This is a genomic window from Vibrio scophthalmi LMG 19158 (assembly GCF_000222585.1).
Classification (GTDB): domain Bacteria; phylum Pseudomonadota; class Gammaproteobacteria; order Enterobacterales; family Vibrionaceae; genus Vibrio; species Vibrio scophthalmi.
Genome location: NZ_AFWE01000075.1, coordinates 1 through 19,288 on the forward strand (window position 1 = coordinate 1; position 19,288 = coordinate 19,288).

General features: G+C 44.4%; 13 protein-coding genes and 1 tRNA gene. 1 reads left to right on the forward strand and 13 read right to left on the reverse strand.

What is annotated here, in order from left to right:
- From RH88_RS06340 to pheS, 5 genes are all read right to left on the reverse strand, one after another.
- Positions 1-2,528, reverse strand: a 2,528-nt coding sequence (locus RH88_RS06340; RefSeq protein ID WP_138944254.1) for a LysM peptidoglycan-binding domain-containing protein, incomplete at its 3' end; no start/stop codon positions are given.
- Positions 2,417-2,956: a DUF4123 domain-containing protein gene (locus tag RH88_RS06345; protein ID WP_005594289.1), complete on the reverse strand. Its 540-nt coding sequence runs from the start codon at positions 2,954-2,956 to the stop codon at positions 2,417-2,419. The genes RH88_RS06345 and RH88_RS06340, both read right to left, overlap by 112 nt.
- Positions 2,949-5,033, reverse strand: coding sequence for a type VI secretion system Vgr family protein (locus RH88_RS06350; RefSeq protein WP_005594290.1), 2,085 nt, complete (start codon positions 5,031-5,033; stop codon positions 2,949-2,951). The genes RH88_RS06345 and RH88_RS06350 overlap by 8 nt, the downstream gene beginning before the upstream one ends.
- Positions 5,034-5,594: 561 nt before the next feature.
- Positions 5,595-8,000: a phenylalanine--tRNA ligase subunit beta gene (gene pheT / locus RH88_RS06355; protein WP_005594292.1), complete on the reverse strand. Its 2,406-nt coding sequence runs from the start codon at positions 7,998-8,000 to the stop codon at positions 5,595-5,597.
- An 18-nt stretch (positions 8,001-8,018) separates the two neighbouring features.
- The gene (gene pheS / locus RH88_RS06360) at positions 8,019-9,002 is read right to left on the reverse strand and encodes a phenylalanine--tRNA ligase subunit alpha (RefSeq protein WP_005594293.1); all 984 of its coding nucleotides are present in this window, start codon (positions 9,000-9,002) and stop codon (positions 8,019-8,021) included.
- 251 nt (positions 9,003-9,253) lie between these two features.
- Between pheS and RH88_RS06365 the strand changes: the two genes are divergently transcribed.
- On the forward strand, positions 9,254-9,736 hold the full coding sequence (locus RH88_RS06365) for a GNAT family N-acetyltransferase (RefSeq protein ID WP_005594299.1): 483 nt from the start codon (positions 9,254-9,256) through the stop codon (positions 9,734-9,736).
- Positions 9,737-9,780: 44 nt separating this feature from the next.
- On the opposite strand, the gene RH88_RS06370 is transcribed toward RH88_RS06365, so the two are convergent.
- From RH88_RS06370 to RH88_RS06405, 8 genes are all read right to left on the reverse strand, one after another.
- Positions 9,781-10,896 carry a GGDEF domain-containing protein gene (locus tag RH88_RS06370; protein WP_005594300.1) on the reverse strand — a complete coding sequence of 372 codons (1,116 nt, stop codon included), beginning with the start codon at positions 10,894-10,896 and terminating at the stop codon, positions 9,781-9,783.
- 175 nt (positions 10,897-11,071) lie between these two features.
- Complete coding sequence (locus tag RH88_RS06375) at positions 11,072-12,259, reverse strand: hypothetical protein (protein ID WP_005594301.1); 1,188 nt, start codon at positions 12,257-12,259, stop codon at positions 11,072-11,074.
- A gap of 8 nt (positions 12,260-12,267) precedes the next feature.
- The gene (locus tag RH88_RS06380; RefSeq protein WP_086027397.1) at positions 12,268-13,017 is read right to left on the reverse strand and encodes an outer membrane lipoprotein-sorting protein; all 750 of its coding nucleotides are present in this window, start codon (positions 13,015-13,017) and stop codon (positions 12,268-12,270) included.
- A gap of 80 nt (positions 13,018-13,097) precedes the next feature.
- Entirely contained in the window at positions 13,098-15,482 is a 2,385-nt protein-coding gene (locus tag RH88_RS06385; protein WP_005594305.1) for an efflux RND transporter permease subunit, read from the reverse strand.
- 184 nt (positions 15,483-15,666) lie between these two features.
- Positions 15,667-16,455: a TetR/AcrR family transcriptional regulator gene (locus RH88_RS06390; RefSeq protein WP_005594307.1), complete on the reverse strand. Its 789-nt coding sequence runs from the start codon at positions 16,453-16,455 to the stop codon at positions 15,667-15,669.
- A 332-nt stretch (positions 16,456-16,787) separates the two neighbouring features.
- Positions 16,788-18,293, reverse strand: coding sequence for a GGDEF domain-containing protein (locus tag RH88_RS06395; RefSeq protein ID WP_005594309.1), 1,506 nt, complete (start codon positions 18,291-18,293; stop codon positions 16,788-16,790).
- A gap of 29 nt (positions 18,294-18,322) precedes the next feature.
- Positions 18,323-18,829 carry a hypothetical protein gene (locus tag RH88_RS06400; protein ID WP_009386174.1) on the reverse strand — a complete coding sequence of 169 codons (507 nt, stop codon included), beginning with the start codon at positions 18,827-18,829 and terminating at the stop codon, positions 18,323-18,325.
- 361 nt (positions 18,830-19,190) lie between these two features.
- Positions 19,191-19,266 (reverse strand) — tRNA-Gly (locus RH88_RS06405).
- Positions 19,267-19,288 lie beyond the last annotated feature (22 nt).

Sequence of the window (19,288 nt, forward strand, 5' to 3'; positions counted from 1 at the left end):
ATGCCAAAGCCTTCACCTACATCGGTTGGTCCCATCGTGATTTTTGTGCTGAGTTGGCATGATGCAGCCGCTAGACCATATACATTGCCGCTGATATTCGCACACAAATAGCCAGCTTGATAAGGATGCTCCTTATCTTCTTGATCTTGATATAAAATCGTTAATTGATGAGGCTTCACTTGGGCAATTGCTTTAGGGCTATCGTCTTGTAAAGGTAACCAAAAACTCATGCTGAGCTGTGCTTGCAACGCGGTAAAGGTTGCTGATATACCACCAGAACCACCGATGTTGCGAGCCTCAGAAATAAGACCCGAGTATGAATTTAGAGGGGAATTCAACTCGGTTTCGGCTTTGCTTGAAAAACGGAGTAGTTGGGCACCAGCATCGATATTAAAAATTCCGCCCTTTCCATTAGGGCCTATACCGTCTTGGTAATGGTAACTGTCTTGCCAGAAGGCAGTATCAAATTGCTTTTCGGCTTTGAGTGGAACCAACTCCATTTTGATGCTTACGTCTGCCATTTTTTTCAGCGCCGCTGGTATATCATTGGCTTCAATAAGATCAGCGCCTTGAGAGGCTTTATCGACCACCGCTATTTTACTGGTGATATTTTGAACTCGCCCCGCGGATTGACATATCAAACGTTGGTCATCACCCGGCATATACCACTGTGGGCCACGTACGTAAAACACCTTACCATCAGAGAGTAAGCAACACTCCACCACTTGGAGATCGTTGTAACCCGCTTGGTTGCTAAAACCTGAAATTTTGATTTCTTTGGGTTTGTACGCCGATTCATCCCAAAGCAAGGTGAATTTTTTAGGAAATAGCGCCTCCTCACCAAAGATGAATTGCATGTTTTTTGCACCTGCTGCCGCTTTTTTCTCTGCGATCGATTTTAAAAGTGCAATACGTGCAAGCGCGACTTTTTTAATCCACAATAACTGACCAAACAGCTGATCCAGAGGTGTACTTCCGGTGTTTAAGACCTGTGCTAAGGCCGATTTATGCTTTTTAATCGTGGCATCAATCACAGCAATTAACGCAACCGTTGGGTAATACGCCCAATCTAGATCGGTGTTATTGACCAAACTTTCAATACTTTTCTGATCGTTTTTTCCGTCAAACTCTGGACCTCCAACCTCTTTATATAAATTTGCAATTAACGTTGTGGCATTAATGTCTAACGGTTTCGCTGCTCCGCTTTCTTTTCTGCGCCAAGGTTTTTTGGCTAATGCTTCTGGCCCTAGCGTGATACCGGAGTCACCGACTAATTGCTTCGGAGTTAAACACTGCTCTTTGACTGCATAACCATTGACGTTGAGAATTCGGATATTTTCGGCACTATAATAATATTTATTGTTTCTTCTAACTCTGCCCAATTCACTAAGTTCACTCCCTTCTTTCCATGCTTTCTCCAGCATTTCTGGCCATGCAGACAAATATTCAACACATTCAGCATGTGAACTCAGTGCTAAATCCATTCCACTGCGTCGTTCTGACCGAGATTTTCTATTTAAAGCTTGAATTGCATCGGCTATTTCTTTTTGCTGAGTTGTCGAAAAATAATCTAACTTTTCCATGAAAACAAACTTAGTACCATCTTCTGCGTCTATTTTACCCGCCGCCTTCTTAGCCTTTTTTTCTAGTTCGTTAATATGCTTAGTAATTAAAACTAACAACTGAGTGCGCAATTGATTATTGATTCTATTAATAAATTTGGGGCTAGATTCTAAGTCTGGCTCTTGATTCATTGCAGGGTAGCCACTGACTGAAAAGTTCGATTGCCAATCCGATAGCCAATTGAATCGCTCTGCCAATTGATAATCGAGGATCTTAGCCACTTTTAGTAAAAACTCATTTGGATTTTTTCCGTCGACCACACACGCTCGTGTATTCATTGCGAATTGAGCAAAAAGAAGAGAACGGTATTTTTCTACCTGTTCTTCATCCATAAAGTGTTCATATTGTTTTGCTTCAAATTTTGACAAAATCCCTAAATTATTTAAGTTTTTGACGATTGCATCCATATCATCATCAACAATACTCTCTTCCAGTATTTTCTTTTCTTCAAGAAGTAAGTCTTTTACTTTTTGATCAATTGCATACCAAGTCTTCTTTCCTGTTTTCGGGTGTGCTGGAATATAAAGGATGTCATCCAATGGCGTGTCGGTTTTACAAATATCAGAGGCTTTCTCCTCAGGGGGAAGGATTACGGGGGTTGGAGTACGTGAACCATCGACCTGTATAGGTAATGGCAACGGAAGAATTAAAGTATTTCCTTCGTAAATAAGATTGGGATCTTTTATTTGAGTGCTATTCAGTTTCATTAAATCTTGTACTGAAACACTAAAACGCTGAGCAATAAGGCTTAGACATTCATCCTGTAAAATTGTGTAGGTATTTTGACTCATGTTCACACCCATGATTTGAAAATTTCTGACGTCAGAATATAAGGCGTTTTTGGCAAGGCCTCTTGCTTCTCTCGTTGGATAACCTGCTCTAATTGACCATTCTCGTTCATCCAAATTACCGAGGTAGACGGACCAAGCAATGTCTTTAAATCAGCATCATTTAGCTCGTTTTTGATTGGCTGCCAAAATGCTGGTGTATAAAATCTTAATAAACAAGGATGACTTTCTATATTCGCGAGCAAGAGCGTTTGCCAATGTGTTAGTGATTTTTTTTCATCGCATTCTTGAGATAACTCAAACACGACTGAACTTGAACTAAAACCAGGTAGCGATAAATATTGCCTAATGTCTGGCGTTTGGCCGAGATTAATGAGCAGAGGGCTTTGCTCAATAAGATGTTCTAAATCCGATCCAGCGAACAAGCGTAAAGATCGCTTGATAGAAGCCTTCTCACGTAATACGTCCATTGCGTCCGGAATACGAACGGTATCGACGATGATCCAATTATCTGAGTTAGCGGCTAAAGTTGGTGAACTATTCACAAGGGCAATCCTCACGAGGACAAGAACCATCCGTTTGGCGTAGACACCTCTTAGCAATCGGTATATCGGCTAACGACAAACTCATAAACTTATCAGCAGAGAGCTGTAAAGGCTGAGAGTTTACTGGCGGGAGTGGAGACTCCACCCCCAACGGCAGCGCCGCTAGCTGCCCGCCGTAGCCACTGCCGCTGCCTGCACTACCTCCTGAATTGAGATTGATAGCTGCGCCAACGATGTGCACACCAGCAGGATCGATTTTTACAAAGCTGCCACCAACTTTAAGCGTCATCTCTGCGCCCGCTTCGACTACGATTTTTGCCCCACTTTTAAGGTGTACTTCATTACCCGCTTCTAGGGCGTGTAGATTGGCGACTTTGTAGTGCATGCTGCCATCAACAATGGTTGTTTGATCTTTGGATACTTTGCTGCGGCTTTCACCTACCACCGTTAGGTGCTGGTTGTTTAGAATTTTGCTGAAACGATCATTATCTACGGTTAAGTGTTTATCGTGCTTAATATGGGTGGTGTGATCGTTTAGTACATCAGCTTCAAAGTCTTTCTGAGCGTGTAGGTAGATTTTTTCCGCTTGAGCTTGGTCTTCAAAACTCAGTTCATTGAAACCTTCGCCTTGGTGAGTTTCACTGCGCAAGATGGTTTTGGTTTTATGCTCTGGCAATACGTAAGGAGTGGTATTGGTGACATGGTAGGTACGCCCCGTTACGATCGGTTGGTCAGGATCGCCATTTAAGAATGAAACAATCACTTCGTGACCAATACGAGGAATAGCCATCATGCCATATTGGCTGCCCGCCCAACCTTGTGACACGCGCACCCAACACGAGCTGTGTTCATTACCTGATGAATAGCGATCCCAAGGAAAATGCAGCTTTACGCGCCCATGCTCATCACAAAATATTTCTTCTCCTTCAGGCCCTACCACCAGCGCCATCATTGGGCCATCAACTTGCGGTCTGGCTTGCGACTCCGCTCGCCACGTTTGATTCGCTGGTATAATCTCAAAGCGATTGTTGTAGGTGGTTGCACCTGCGCCGCCAGATTCTTCTAACGCTTGTGGTTGCGTTCCTTGCCGAACGATATTGACTACCAACCAATTGCGATTGAACTCGGGGTTTAAGTGCTCTTGTAAAGTAAAGCGACAACCGGCTCTTAATAGCGGTTGATTACTCTTTCCAAATGCAAGGCGCGCTTGACGACGCAAATACTCCAAACGAATTCGGCTGAATGCCTTACCACTGTCATCGTTCTTATAGCGACCAGGATAGTCAAAATGCTCATAACTATCTTGCTGATACTCGATATCACTGCCGAGCTGATTTTGGTTAAAACCGTATTCAGGCTTTTTAAAACTGTAATCTTTCAGCTCAACGGAAGATACTTGTGATTGCGTTCGTACTTGTATCCCTGAGATATAGGGTATATCAACAGCACCACCAGACAGGGCGTTATAGGGTATGGGTAAGTCGAGCGCTGGTAGCAAATCGGTGCTATCGCTAAACACGATCGTGTGTTTGCCTTGAGCGTGTTCAAAGCTGTATACCAGCCCTTCTTCTGCGGCTAATCGCTGCACAAAGGCTAAATCGGTTTCTCGGTATTGAACGCAGAACTCTCGTTGCTGATAGTTTTGAGCGATCGCAAAGCTATAATCATGAATGCCCATTTCTTGCAGCAAAACGGAGATAATTTCCGGTACCGTCTGTTTTTGGAATATACGGCTGTTTTGGCGTAGCGATAAGCGCTCAAAGGCAGGAACAAGCGTTAGCGAGTAAAAGGTATGATGATGACCGATATCGCCTTGAGAGAACTGACGAACAACCCCATGCACACGCTGAGTCAATTGCCCGTTACGGTACATCTTTAGCTCAGCGGCCATATCAACGATATCTTCTGGCAACAGATCTGAACGTCGGCTTGCCAATTCTACTTGATAACGAAATCCGTAACAGGGCTCTCCATGGTACAGACTGTTAGATAACGACTCTTGACCATCGAAGCTCCTAACGACCAAGCTGTCGTCTTCTATTCCATCCAGTTTGATGGTAAACGCCAATGTTGCCATGAAAAATCCCTATTCAATAACGACAAAGCCATAAGCAAATAAGGTTAAACCAAACTGCTTTCATTAAGGCCATACGGCTACTTATAGGTTCAAAATGAAGCAAGAAGCCACGCTTCAACCTGTACAAGTAACCCAAAAAAACGCTAAGGCTTATGCTTCAATGGGTTTAAGCCAACCATCTGGTTCTAGAATATTTTCATTGACGTGGCGCCAAGGAATTTCTCGGTAGCATATTGATTCGCTGCGGGGAAAGTAAAATCGGATGTCGATGGCGCTTGGCATTTTGTCGTCCTATCTTTATTGGGGGTCGTTTTCTCCTTTCGAATACAGCACTAACTGTGCCAAAACATTAATCATTTAAAATCAATTGGTTATATTAATCAGCCTTTCATTCTGAGCAAGAAGTTGCCTAGAATTAGTAAAAACTTGCCCGAACGAGCAAAAAACTGCCCAGCACCCTTGATTGTTATTCCAAACCAAATACGAATAAATGTTGATATTTGGCTATAAAAAAACCCGCTAAATTAGCGGGTTTTGAATATTTAATGTATCAACTAGCGATTAGTCACGTAGTGATGCGCCAAACTTGTCTGATACGTGCGCTACGATTGCTTCTACCGCACCAGCGATGTCTGCATCTTCAAGCGTACGCTCAACAGATTGTAGTGTTAGGGCGATAGCTAGGCTCTTCTTGCCTTCTTCTACACCTTTACCTACATAAACGTCGAACAGTTTCGCGTCTTTTAGGAACTCACCACCTTGCTCTAGACATGCAGCAACGATGTCGCCAGAAGCTACAGTTTCATCAACAACCACAGCGATATCACGACGGTTTGATGGGAACTTAGAAAGCGCTACCGCTTCTGGGATCACTTTGGTGTTGATCGCAGACCATTCGATTTCGAATACGATAGTACGGCCGTTTAGACCAAATTTACGCTCAAGCTCTGGGTGAACAGTACCAATCACACCCACCTCTTTGCCATCAACAACGATTGCTGCTGATTGACCTGGGTGAAGCGCTGGGTTCGCCGCTTTTGCTTCTGCAGATAGCGCTGCAAATGCGTATGCTTTGTCGTTCGCAGTGAGTTCAAGAACTGCTTCTAGATCACCTTTAAGATCGAAGAAATCAACCGTGTTGGTTTCTACGTTCCAGTGCTCTTCACCGCGAGTACCTGCGATAACACCCGCAAGCATTGGCTCTTGACGCATGCCGTTTTCCGCTGATTCACAAGGGATAAAACGTAGACCGTATTCGAATAGACGAACACGTGGTTGCTGACGTTTTTGGTTGTGGACAACAGTGTTTAGTAGACCTTGGATTAGGCCAAGACGCATCGCTGACATATCCGCAGAGATTGGGAATGGCAGGATTAGCGGTTCAACACCTGGTACAACCAATTTTTGTTGTTCAGGTTCAACAAAGCTGTAAGTGATCGCTTCGTGGTAACCACGGTCAACAAGAAGATTACGTACACGCTTAAGCGGTAGGTCAGCTTCTTTGTGATCATGCATGCTTAGCGCAGCAACTGGTGATTGGTTAGGAATGTTGTCGTAACCGTAGATACGGCCAACTTCTTCAATCAAATCTTGCTCGATAGCAATATCAAAACGCCATGTTGGTGCTGTAGCAACCCAACCTTCTGCATTCGTTTCTACAGCCATGCCTAGACGTTCTAGAATTTCAGCCACATCTGCATCTGCAATGTGGTGACCTAATAGGTTGTCTAGTTTAGTGCGGCGTAGTGCAACTTGGTTTGCTTTTGGCAGGTCTGCTTCAGACTCTACTGCAACCACAGGTGCTACTTCACCACCACAGATTTCAACTAGCAGCGCAGTTGCGCGCTCCATTGCGTTTACTTGTAGTGCGTAATCCACACCACGTTCAAAACGCATAGAAGAATCTGTATGTAGACCGTATGCACGAGCACGACCACGGATGTGGTCAGGGGCAAAGAAAGCACACTCAAGCAGTACGTCTTTGGTTTCTGACGTTACGCCTGATTGTTCACCACCAAAGATACCAGCAATCGCTAGCGCTTTGTTTTGGTCTGCAACGACTAGAGTATCTGCATTTAGTTCTGCTTCGTTACCATCTAGAAGAGTCAGCTTTTCGCCTTGCTCTGCCATGCGAACCACGATACCGCCTTCAATCTTAGCAAGATCGAATGCATGCATTGGTTGTCCTTGCTCTAGCAAAACAAAGTTGGTGATATCAACAACAGGATCGATTGAGCGAATACCACAACGACGCAGTTTTTCTTGCATCCAAAGTGGTGTTTCCGCTTGAACGTTTACGTTCTTAACGATACGACCTAGGTAACGTGGACACGCTGCTGGCGCTTTTACTTCGATAGCAACCGTGTCTTCAATAGATGCTGCAACCGCTTCAACAGAAGGTTCCGTTACGTCAGCACGGTTTAGAACGCCAACTTCACGCGCCATACCACGGATGCTGAAACAGTCCGCGCGGTTAGCCGTTAGGTCTACGTCTACCGTTACGTCATCTAGGCTCAAGAATTCACGGAAATCAGTACCGATAACTGCGTCTTCTGCAAGCTCCATGATGCCTTCTGATTCCACGTCGATACCCAGTTCAGTAAATGAACAAAGCATGCCGTGTGAAGGTTGACCACGTAGTTTGGCTTTTTTGATTTTAAAATCGCCAGGAAGAACAGCACCTACTGTTGCAACTGCAACTTTGATGCCTTGACGACAGTTTGAAGCGCCACAAACGATGTCTAGAAGCTCTTCTGCGCCTACGTCAACTTTCGTTACACGCAGTTTGTCAGCATCTGGGTGCTGACCGCATTCAACAACAAGACCGACTTTAACGCCGTTAAACGTGCCTGCTACTGGTAGTACGTCGTCTACCTCTAGGCCCGCCATTGTAATTTGGTGTGTTAGTTCGTCAGTGGTAACCGCAGGGTTTACCCACTCACGAAGCCATGATTCGCTGAATTTCATAGTGATGGACCCTCTGGATTACTTGAACTGTTTTAGGAAACGAAGATCGTTCTCGAAGAACGAACGTAGATCGTTTACGCCGTAACGCAGCATAGTTAGACGCTCAACGCCCATACCGAATGCGAAACCAGAGTATTTTTCAGGATCGATGCCTACGCTACGTAGTACGTTCGGGTGAACCATACCGCAGCCTAGCACTTCTAGCCATTTACCGTTTTTACCTTTCACGTCCACTTCTGCTGAAGGCTCTGTGAATGGGAAGTAAGATGGACGGAAACGCACTTCTACTTCTTCTTCGAAGAAGTTACATAGGAAGTCATGTAGCGTGCCTTTCAGCTGTGCAAAGTTCACGTTCTCATCAACCAACATGCCTTCCACTTGGTGGAACATTGGCGTGTGCGTTTGGTCGTAATCGTTACGATATACACGGCCTGGAGCGATGAAACGGAATGGTGGTTTGCCACTTTCCATAGTACGGATCTGTACGCCAGAAGTATGAGTACGAAGCATCAAGTCTGGGTTAAAGAAGAAGGTATCATGATCAGTACGTGCCGGGTGATCGGCTGCAATGTTCAGTGCATCGAAGTTGTGGAATGCATCTTCGATCTCTGGACCAGATTCAGTGGTAAAACCAAGTTCGCCAAAGAATTGCTCGATACGCTCAACAGTACGAGTTACTGGGTGTAGGCCACCGTTCTCGATGCGACGACCTGGTAGGGTTACGTCGATCGTTTCTTCAGCCAACTTCGCTTCCAGCTCTGCACGTTGTAGTGCATCTTTACGAGCTGAGATTGCTTGTTGAACTACGCCTTTCGCTTTGTTGATCTCTTGACCAGCTTCACGGCGTTCTTCTGGTGGCAGTTTGCCTAGGCTTTGAAGCTGAGTCGTTAGCTCACCCTTTTTGCCTAGATACTGAACACGCACTTCATCAAGTGCGACTAGCGACTGCGCAGCTTCAATAGCGGCACTCGCATTAGCAATGATCTCTTCTAGATGTTGCATCGTTTCCTCATCTACCTATGTCTTTGTCCGAGTCTAGCTTCGAAACAAACCACATAAGCGGTAGTGTCCATAAGCGTCCCGACAGGGATCTTGGGTCTTTAAATAGCCCTACATAGTAACGAATGCCAACTCTAAATCCAATCGCAAATCACTATTCTCACTGCCTTTGCGTAAATTTTCGGCTTTAATATTGAATGTGATGAATTTCATGCCCATATCATGGCAATAATTCTCCCATAAAGGACGCCATTATGACGGTAAACATTGCACCGATCACAGCCAAACAAGATGACGAGATATGTCAAATAATCAAACAGGTCGGCGCAGAATTTGGCGCGGTTGGTGAAGGCTTTGGGCCAGCGGATGCAGAAGTATTGGCCATGAGCCGCCATTACACCCTAGAGAAACGCAGTTTTTATTTGGTGGCCACAGTCAATGGTCATGTCGTTGGTGGTTGTGGCTTAGCGCCGTTTAACGATTCCGATCAGATCTGCGAGTTGAAAAAACTGTTTTTATTGCCGCAAGGACGAGGCTTAGGGCTAGGAAAACAATTGAGTGAACAATGTTTGAAGTTCGCCAAGCAACAAGGCTTTACACAATGTTACCTAGATACTCTCTCTTCGATGCATTCTGCCATTGCCTTGTATGAGAAGCTTGGCTTTGAGCATTTAACTCAACCCGTCCAAGGCACTGAGCATGGCGGTTGTGATGTGTGGATGTTAAAAACACTATAAGTCACATCTACCCCCTTATATGACCGCTGAATATTTATACGTCACTATTCAACACTCAACCATGCGGATACGCGATTGCGCCCTTTCGATTTCGCCGCGTAAACCGCATTGTCAGCCTGTTTGATCAAATCGTGAAAATCGCTCATATCGCTGGTACGTTCGGCAACACCAACGCTAATACTGCCACGCCAATAGGCTTTGCCTAAATCTAATTGCAATTCAGCAATAGACTGCTGTGCTTGGCTCGCCACATACAAGCCACCGCTCTGATCCGTGTTCGGACAAAGTACAAAAAACTCATCGCCACCCAAACGACAAACAATGTCGTCATTGCGAAAATGGTGCTGTAATAACGTGGCAATTTCTTGTAAGACTAGATCTCCAGCGTCATGCCCTGCGCTATCGTTGACCTCTTTGAAGTGATCAACATCAATCATAATCGCCACTAACGGTTCGGATTTTTGCTGAGAAATCTGCCATAACTGTTTGAGATTACGCATCGCGCTGCGACGATTGGGTAATTGAGTTAGTGAGTCCGTCAGTGATAACTCTTCTAACTGTTTGTTGGCTTTACGTAGCTGCTTAGTGCGATCTTCAACCATATCTTCGAGGTTTTGATTAAGCTCTAATAACGCTTTATTGCGCTCCGACACTTGTTCAAATAAACCATTTAAAGCTGCGACTAAGGGTTCGGTGCTGCTGTCACGGGATTTTTCTTCGTCTTCAAAGGCTTTTTTTGCAGGAACACCACGCGCAATTTTCTCTAATTGACGTGACATGTTTTTATCAATGCCAAGAATATGGTACGCCAACCAATGGATTAAAAAGTTGAGCAGCAGCACTGCGGCTTGTTTATTCTTGTCACTGACAAAGGCCTGCATACCAATAATTTCCGTCATAAATGAGCGATGCACTTTGATGTGCTTTTCTAAATGTTGCGCATAAATGCCCTGATTTCTCATCAGCGCTTCCTCTTCACTAAAGTGAAACTCCGCGTAACGAGAGAGCTCAAATAAAATGGTACGAATATCTTGGATAGAGATGATGTTTTCAGTTACAAGCTCGCCATAACGATTAATGATATCAACCAAAAACTGATGCTGCTCATCCACTTCGTCGATGCCGGTTTCATAGCAGATATCCCATTGGAATGAATTCATACGCTCGCCTTATATTACTAAACTTACTGGTGCTAAATCTCAATATCTAAGTTATTTAGTCTACCTATAATGACTTACTAAGTTCATACAAAGTAATGAAAAAGGGAGCTAGATCGGCTCCCTTGGTTTATTTTTTAGCGCTAAATTAGTTTCCGCTGAAATAAGCGACTAAAGACTAGAAATAGTATTCCAAAGACAGTTCGATAAAATCGTCTTGCCGGGCAAAGTAAAGTAAGTCGCTTGGTGTTTCATTTTCAAATAACCACGCATCAATGCGCCATTTAAGCGCGTTGTTGATACGACTGGATGCCTCAAGCTTGGCGGTGTACACGTCACTATGGTCGAGATCTTGCGTCGCACCAATCAACACTTCGGTTCCAGCCGCATCATTGAACGCAAATCTTGTCCCCACAAACACGTCGTTCTGACCGATCATTTGCGCATTGTCACCACGGCTGTCGTAAAGGTATTCACTGATCAAACCAATGTCCCAAATAGAGTCAAACACCCCAACCCAAGTATATTCAAAACCACCGACAACACCGAGGTGATGATCGTCACTGTCACGATAAATACTTTCCAACTTCCATAACCAATCGCCAACAATCCCTTGAATATCTAAACCCGCTTGCTTTGACTGGGCATAATAAGGATTCAAGGTATTACCATCAAAGCGGTAATAAGGATCTCGATTAGTGCCTTGAAAATAGCTCAAGCCAAAATCCCAATCCTCGACCATCGTACTGTAGCGTAGCGCATAATCGATATGCTTCTGCTCTTGTGATGACTGATAAATCGCCTCATCCGACACCGGTATTAACGGCCTTAAACGTCCCTCTTCTCCAGCAAAAGTGCGCTCACGGAAATAAGGCAATAGTAACGCATCCACGGTACCCCACTCTTTAATTACACTCAGATGCAGCATTGGCTGACCAAGTTTATCTTCGCCATCGACCGATTCAATTGCATCGGTTTGATTGATCACATCCACCAAATGGGCAGACTCGGTGACTCCCCAGAACACTTTGCCGATACCGACGCGCAATTCATAGTCATCCCAATAGGTTAAATAAAGCGCCTCGCGGATATCGCCATGAGTGCGCTGTGTATCCATTTCGTCATAGCGGTAAAATGGCACAAAGGTAAAGCTGGCTTCTCCCTCTGAAAGATCCCAATACCATTCTGGCTGCAACACCATGGAACTCTGCCCCTTGTCCTGTCCCTGCAATCCCTGATCAATATACTGACGATGTTCAAGATTAGTCTGGCCTGAAAATTCAACGGCCTGTGCAGGTAACATCGCGGCACTGCCGATAATAAAGCTGGCAATGACTTTGCCAGCAATCGTCATACTTGCTCTCATCGGCGCTCCTACTTAACCCGCTTTAAGATATTCTTTTGAAAATCTTTATCTGTCAGACCTGTTTGGAATGCGAGATCGCTGGTGATAAGTTCAGTGCTTTTACCCGATTGATGATTGAGCATCGCCATGCGATGAGCACGCCAGTACTTATTGAGATAGAGCGTGTACTCGGAAAACGTCAGGGTTTTAAGTAACGCGCCGCGACGATCATAAAATTCAATTTTTAACGGACGATAATGCTCGGTATCAATCCAAGAGATCTGCTTGGTATAGCCCGAATTTTTATCGGTCGGCACCTGTTCTAGCTTGTACGTGGCTTGACCATCTAATTGCTCATCCCCAAGGTAATTGAAGCGATATTTCTCCAACTCAAATGAGCTCAGATCTTCAAAGGAAAACTCACTGCCCATAAATGGCCCAGATTTATTGCGTGAAGAAATACGTTTTACTCGCTTTAGCGCCGGCAGATAGAGCCACTGATCATCCGCATCGACGATGTGTGAGTGGTTAAGAAATGCCGTTCCTTTGACGTCACGAGGCTCATCAAATATGGTCAGCCCTTTATCACCATCATCTGCAACTTCTAGGTTTTTGAGCCGCATTGCACGGGTACTGCTTTCACCTTGGGCATTTTTTAACACCATATTCATCGTCGCCAATGAATCTCCCCACCCTTCATCGCGCGCTTTACGCTCTTGTGCAATTTCCAATCCTCGCTCAGGGCTAGCATTTACCATGGCAGAACTGAACAAGCCCATACCCAAAGCCAATAAAAGTGCTGTCGTAATACTAAACGACTGTTTTTCTACATGTATTCTCATCATAAATATCCTTATTTCTAACGCGTACTGCTCAGTGGTTGCGCATTACTTTCTGTTACTACTGATGCTTGTTTTGACGGTGAGGCTGCCACCACATAATCCGCCTTATCGAACTTCATCAACAATGCTGGTAGAAAGATAAAGTCGACCACCAGCGCGATAAAAATCACGATGGCACTAAGCATGCCCATATCGGCATTGAGTCTGAATGATGACATTGCCAGTACCGAGAAACCGGCGACCAACACCACTGTGGTGATCCACAACGCACGACCTACGGTATGAAAGGCATAACGAACTGACGCTTCAGCCGATTGGCCTTGCTTTCGCGCACGCTGATATTTCGATAAGAAATGCACTGCATCATCCACGACGATACCCAGTGTCAATGTCACCACTACCGATAAGCCAAGGTTGATCTCGCCGGAAATGAGCGCCCACAGTCCAAAACCGATAATCGCAGGGGCAATATTAGGCATTAGGCTGATCACCCCCAATCGCACCGACCGTAAGGCAAAGATCATTAACCCCGAGATCAAAAAAAGTGTGATAGGTAAGGTGGAAAGCATACTGGTCATGTTCGTTTCACCAATGTGGGCAAACATCAAATTGGGGCTCGATGCCACCACTTGATATTGCGGAGCATGCTGAGTGAACCATTGGTAGATGCGATTTTCCAAATCGACCAAACCGACACTGCCTAAGTTCTTCGTCGTCAACACCAGTTTCAGCGAAGACTTATCAACGTTGATTTGATTGTTGAGATCCAAGCCAAACGGCAGCGACATTTCATACAAAAGAAGATACTGCGCCGCTAACTCTCGGTCTTGAGGCAATTGGTAATACACGCGGTCATCACCATGCATGTTTTTATTGAGGCGCTTATAAGTGTCGGCAAGTGACGCTACATGGTCGGTTTCTGGTTGTGCTCTCAACCAATCGGTGAAATCGCCTAACGTCGCGATAAAACCTGGCGCGGCAATGCCTTGTGATTCACCCGTTTTAATCGCAATACTGATGTTAGTCATACCGCTGATGCGCTGCTCCATAAAGTCAGCCGCTTGACGAAACTCGCTACTGGTATCGAAGTAACGCACCGAGTCATCGTTCACCTTATTCAACGGAACGGCCGCTGCAGCCAATGCAATCACAGCAACAGAAATCGGTAACAGTTTGGTTTGATGCTTTACGACCAAATTAGCAAGTGAAGCCATAAAGCCCGACTCGGTCTGCTCGGCATTTGCCAACGGTTTAATTCCTATCGGCAAAACTTTAAGTAATGCAGGCAGTAATGTAACTGAGAGCAAACACGCAATCATCACCCCTAACGCCGCTTCATTACCAAAATCCCTCAGTACTGGCGAATCCGACATATTCATCATCATAAAGCCGATGGCCGTGGTGATTGAGGTGATGAAAATAGGCAGTGCATTGATCTCTACGCTGTGTGTAATCGCGTCAACTTTTGAATCCCCTTTTTGCATACGCTGGCGCATGGTGGCGATCACGTGCACACAATCGGCGACTGCCAGCGTCATGACTAAGGTGGGAATATTTACCGTGGCAGTGCTAAGAAACATCCCTGCCCAGCCGGTTAAACCTAACGTGGTCGTCACTGAAGCAATAATGATGATTAAGGTGGCAACAACACTGGATATGGAGCGCAACATCAACACTAGAAACAACAAGATGACACCAAACATCGTTGGCACAAGCGTAGTCGAATCTTGCTGCGCGGCGACCATAAAGGCATTATTTAACGCCACCACCCCTGCTTTATAAAATTGAACATCTGGATAAAGCTGCTGATATTTTGCAATCAGAGCATCGACATAAGCCATCACTTCAATCGACTCGGCCGTTTTATCAATTTCAGGCATTTGTATCGTGACATTAATCACCGATACATCGCCGTTTTGCGAAATCATTGAGTGAACGAGTGCGGGCTCATTAAGTGCGATCTTTTCTGCTCGTTGAATTCGCTCCGCGGTTAACGGGTAGTCTTCATAGAGTAAATCCTCCACGATCAAATCATCTTGCAGCGCTTCGGTATGTTGATAGTTCGATAAAGAATCCACACGACTAGAATATGGAATTTGCCACGCATCTATCGTCAGTTGCTGGATCAACGTAAGGTTGGTTTTAGTAAAGATCGTTTGATCTTGTGGAGCGATAACAATCGAAATATTGTCGGATTTAGCGAATGTTGTTTGAATCTCATCAAAGGCCAATAGTTGCTCATTTTGACCATCAAAGAATATTTCGTAATCCCCACGAAAGTACAAATTTTTAGCACCCATCGTCGCAGCGACGATGGCAAAGCTAGTCAATAGAATGACCCACCAAGCAAACCTTGTCGGCCAAGTAAACCATGTCGTTGAGTTTGAACTCTGTGCGTTCATCACACTCTCCATTTGTGACGGTTCGTCAAAAATATTCATTTAAAAACCAGCAAAGGCTGGTTTCAAAATAAATGCTTTGCCAAAAAAACGCATTTCACTCACTTAGCGCAATGCTCTGGCTTTCACATGTCATTTTTTGACGAATCGTCACAGACGGCGATTATAAAAGCCCTAATGGGCTTTACTAACGACCAACTGAAGCAAGGTATTCAATCTCATCTTTAAACAGCTCTTTTTCGACACGCTGCCATGTTTTACGATAATCCCATTCTGTCGAAAGGGGCTGCCAGTTCAGGCCATCGAGCAACATATTGGCATTATGTAATACCGAAAAAGGGTCTTGTAATCGACTAATACAATGACTATTCGAAGCGTTCTGCGCTAAGGCGTTTGAACCAAAAGCAATGGCCCAATTCGCAAAAACAATAGAGTCAGAACCAATACCTGAAGAGAACTTCAGATCACCCGCTTCTACCGCACTGCTGATCAAACCATCCGCAAAATTAATCACTTGTTCTTCAAGTTCATTGAGTTGCTGAACCCTAGCTGGAGACGCTTTCTCCAATACCCAAGGGCTCTTCGCCATAATGGCGCAAGTAGAAAGTACAGGTTCCATGCGGGCATAAATTCGATAGCTAACATGCAGAGCAATCACTTGCTCTCGTGTATTACCACCAAATTCCGATGAACGCGCAAACATCAACGCTTCTGTTCTAAGCGAATGAATGCACAATGCTATAATCACATCTTCTTTGCTGCAAAAATGGTTATAAATCGTACCTTTAGAATAAGGACTCATCGCAGTGAGTTTATCCATGGTCAGATTACTAAAGCCTTGCTCTTGGACCATAGATTTCGCTAATAATATTAGCTCAATCTCACGATCCGCAATTGCCTGCTGTTTTTTGGATAAACCAAATACACAACCCGGCCCTTCTTTTTGCTGTTTCTTTTTACAACTAAAACCAAACATGATTATTGATGCCCGTCTCTGTTTGTACTCCCTGACCTCCGCATTATAACACGGTTCGATCTAACCTCCGAACCTACCTGTAAACTTAAACTATGAATTCAAGCGAATAACTAAAATTATGACGATTCGTCATTTATGACACATCGTCACAATATGAGATAATCGAGACGACTTCAAGTTAATTGATACAAAAAATTAATGAAAATTAACTTTGATATTACAATACAGAATATGAATAAATAGCTAAATCGCCTCCGTCGCACGCAAAGTCGAACGATTATCATGCTAGGAGGGTAAAGAAAAGTGCGTTCTAAACGTAGTAGAATTACCGCTTACACCAGCGAAGATTCTTTCTCATACAACGCCAGTTGCGTCGTGAAAACACTGGCCCAGGCGACGCGATTACGCCCTGCTCGCTTACATTCGTATAAGGTTCTGTCTGCTGTTGAGAATAACGATTCGACCAGTTCTTCAAACCCTGCGTCACAGCGATGAAGGGAATCGCGTTGCGCCAATGCCCCGCCAATCGAGACCGTGACTTTACCGTAATCTCCGTTGCCCACGTGATCGATCGCTAATTGTTCCACTGCACGACGCAATAATTCACTGGTTCGCTCCAGTTCTTCTCGATCATGACGAGCACAAAGGATGACGAACTCCTCTCCCCCATAACGAAAAGCCATATCAACATTGGTCAGTCGCTGCTGTAATTGACCGGCGACATTGGCTAGCGCGTCGTCGCCTGCCATGTGGCCATAGAGATCGTTATAGGCCTTAAAATTATCGATATCGCAAATCAGCAGCCCAACATACTTACCACGTAACACATTTTGCTGAATATAAGGGAGTGCGGTGCGCGAGTATTTATAACGAGAACCCAAACCTGTCAGCAAATCGGCATCTGATTTAGCGCGTAATGAATCAAGCTGCTGATCGATCTTCATCAACAAGCCTTTATAAGCTCGCGCCAACTGACCAATTTCGTCTTCTCGATGAAGTTCATCAAGCTCTTTCATGGTCTTATAACGCGCGCCGCTATTCATACTCACAGCAAGATTCTTAAGGGGAGCAACAATAAAATACGTCACCCAGTACGCAATACAGATCACCAACAGCAGAGCCACAATCGCCTCAAAGCCGATTTCACGAATAATGTTTTTTTTGATTGCCGCAAGTTTACTAGCATCAAATACCGCCCAAATATAACCGCCATTCTGATTACGTAATGGGATCTCGATGTTAAGTAAATAGCGTTGTTCATCTAAAAAGAAACCCTGATTTGTATCGAGCGGTTTAGACCATTCAATCACTTCACTCTGTGCTAAATCCGAACTTTTGAGCAAAGAGCTGTATTCCGCTCGTGCATTAAGCAACAGATAATTGAGTTTACGAACTTTGAGCGTATTGTGTGTTTCAACACTTTTGAGCATGGTTTGCAGGCTTGCAACACGGTCACGGGACGATTGCAGCTCTTGTGGCGTAACGTTTGCTCGCCATACTTTTCCATAAGCGGGAAGATAACGAATGTGGACTTCTTGCGCCGAATAATCGGAAATGCCCTTAACCTCAATGAACTGTAGATCATTCACCGAAGCCAAATGCTCCACAATTGACGGAATGGTCAGATTGGCGTAGTTCACACCAGCAACCGACGTTGAGAAAAAATGAACTTGAGATTGCAATGCTTGATTAGCAAAGGCGGCAGAGTAGTCAACTTGGCGCTGCCATTCGCTTTCATAGCGGGTAATACTTAAGCCAGCAATAACCAACAGCACCAAGCAAAGATGGGACATAAATAGCATTTGATTAATGCTCAATCTTTTAAATACTGTGCTCATAACGGCTAATCCTAATGGCAAAAGAATGGCTATTTTTCAAGACGGCTGCCAAAAACAGAACAAACACCATGGTGACAAATATCTTTGTACGAAGTGTGGCAGCTAGTACAGTAATCCGACTTTAATGTTGGATGAGTATGACTAATATCCTCCCCTTTACGGTTATAGCTACCATATATTGGCTCCGAGCCAATGTGCTCCGTGACCCAAATAATGCTAGGGTCTTCAGAAATAGCGACGACTGTTGGCCCATCACTATAAGGACCTCGATTCAGATACTGTTTGATCTTACTAGGATGAACTCGAATCGTCAGGGAAGTGCCTTCACCATTATTTATCCAGCTATAGGCTCGGAATGTTTCTTGAGCAAACAAAGTGGTATCTAGTGGAAGATCACTGTTCTCAGGGTAAAGAATGCTCTCTTTTACGATAGGCCAAAATTGCCAACCGACTGGATAACTGGCTATCGATTCCGCTTTCACTGCACTCGAAAGCAACAGCGCGTATAACAGGCTAAATAACCACAGTGCTTTCATATCAACCTTAAATACCATCTTCCACTTACCTACTTAAGCGCAGATAAAATCGTAACAATGACATATGCAAACAAACACACTAATGGTATGCAATTCTGGCAAATATTTGTATTTATTTCATGGAATAGCGTCGGCTCACTTGCAAGCCTGCGGAGTGATTCAAATTCTTCTGTATCTGTTTCATATTTATCGAATAGCAAAATGCGCTATTAGCCATCTCAAAACCTAATAATAATCGTATTAACAATCAATATTGCTGATATTTATAGAGAACACAAAATAATGAGATTTGGTGCCACAAAGAAACATGGCAAATTATAGGCAAAAAAAAACCTCGACATGACGTCGAGGTTTCATTTTTTGGAGCGACACATCGGGTTCGAACCGATGACCTCAACCTTGGCAAGGTTGCGCTCTACCAACTGAGCTAGTGTCGCATTTGTTTGCTATATAAGCGGG

What these genes read in the sequence shown, in the direction of transcription:
- RH88_RS06350 (WP_005594290.1), bottom strand. Translation starts at nt 5,033, where the DNA reads ATGGCAACATTGGCGTTTACCATCAAACTGGATGGAATAGAAGACGAC.
- pheT (WP_005594292.1), bottom strand. Translation starts at nt 8,000, where the DNA reads ATGAAATTCAGCGAATCATGGCTTCGTGAGTGGGTAAACCCTGCGGTT.
- pheS (WP_005594293.1), bottom strand. Translation starts at nt 9,002, where the DNA reads ATGCAACATCTAGAAGAGATCATTGCTAATGCGAGTGCCGCTATTGAA.
- RH88_RS06365 (WP_005594299.1), top strand. Translation starts at nt 9,254, where the DNA reads ATGACGGTAAACATTGCACCGATCACAGCCAAACAAGATGACGAGATA.
- RH88_RS06370 (WP_005594300.1), bottom strand. Translation starts at nt 10,896, where the DNA reads ATGAATTCATTCCAATGGGATATCTGCTATGAAACCGGCATCGACGAA.
- RH88_RS06375 (WP_005594301.1), bottom strand. Translation starts at nt 12,259, where the DNA reads ATGAGAGCAAGTATGACGATTGCTGGCAAAGTCATTGCCAGCTTTATT.
- RH88_RS06380 (WP_086027397.1), bottom strand. Translation starts at nt 13,017, where the DNA reads ATGGGCTTGTTCAGTTCTGCCATGGTAAATGCTAGCCCTGAGCGAGGA.
- RH88_RS06385 (WP_005594305.1), bottom strand. Translation starts at nt 15,482, where the DNA reads ATGAACGCACAGAGTTCAAACTCAACGACATGGTTTACTTGGCCGACA.
- RH88_RS06390 (WP_005594307.1), bottom strand. Translation starts at nt 16,455, where the DNA reads ATGTTTGGTTTTAGTTGTAAAAAGAAACAGCAAAAAGAAGGGCCGGGT.
- RH88_RS06395 (WP_005594309.1), bottom strand. Translation starts at nt 18,293, where the DNA reads ATGAGCACAGTATTTAAAAGATTGAGCATTAATCAAATGCTATTTATG.
- RH88_RS06400 (WP_009386174.1), bottom strand. Translation starts at nt 18,829, where the DNA reads ATGAAAGCACTGTGGTTATTTAGCCTGTTATACGCGCTGTTGCTTTCG.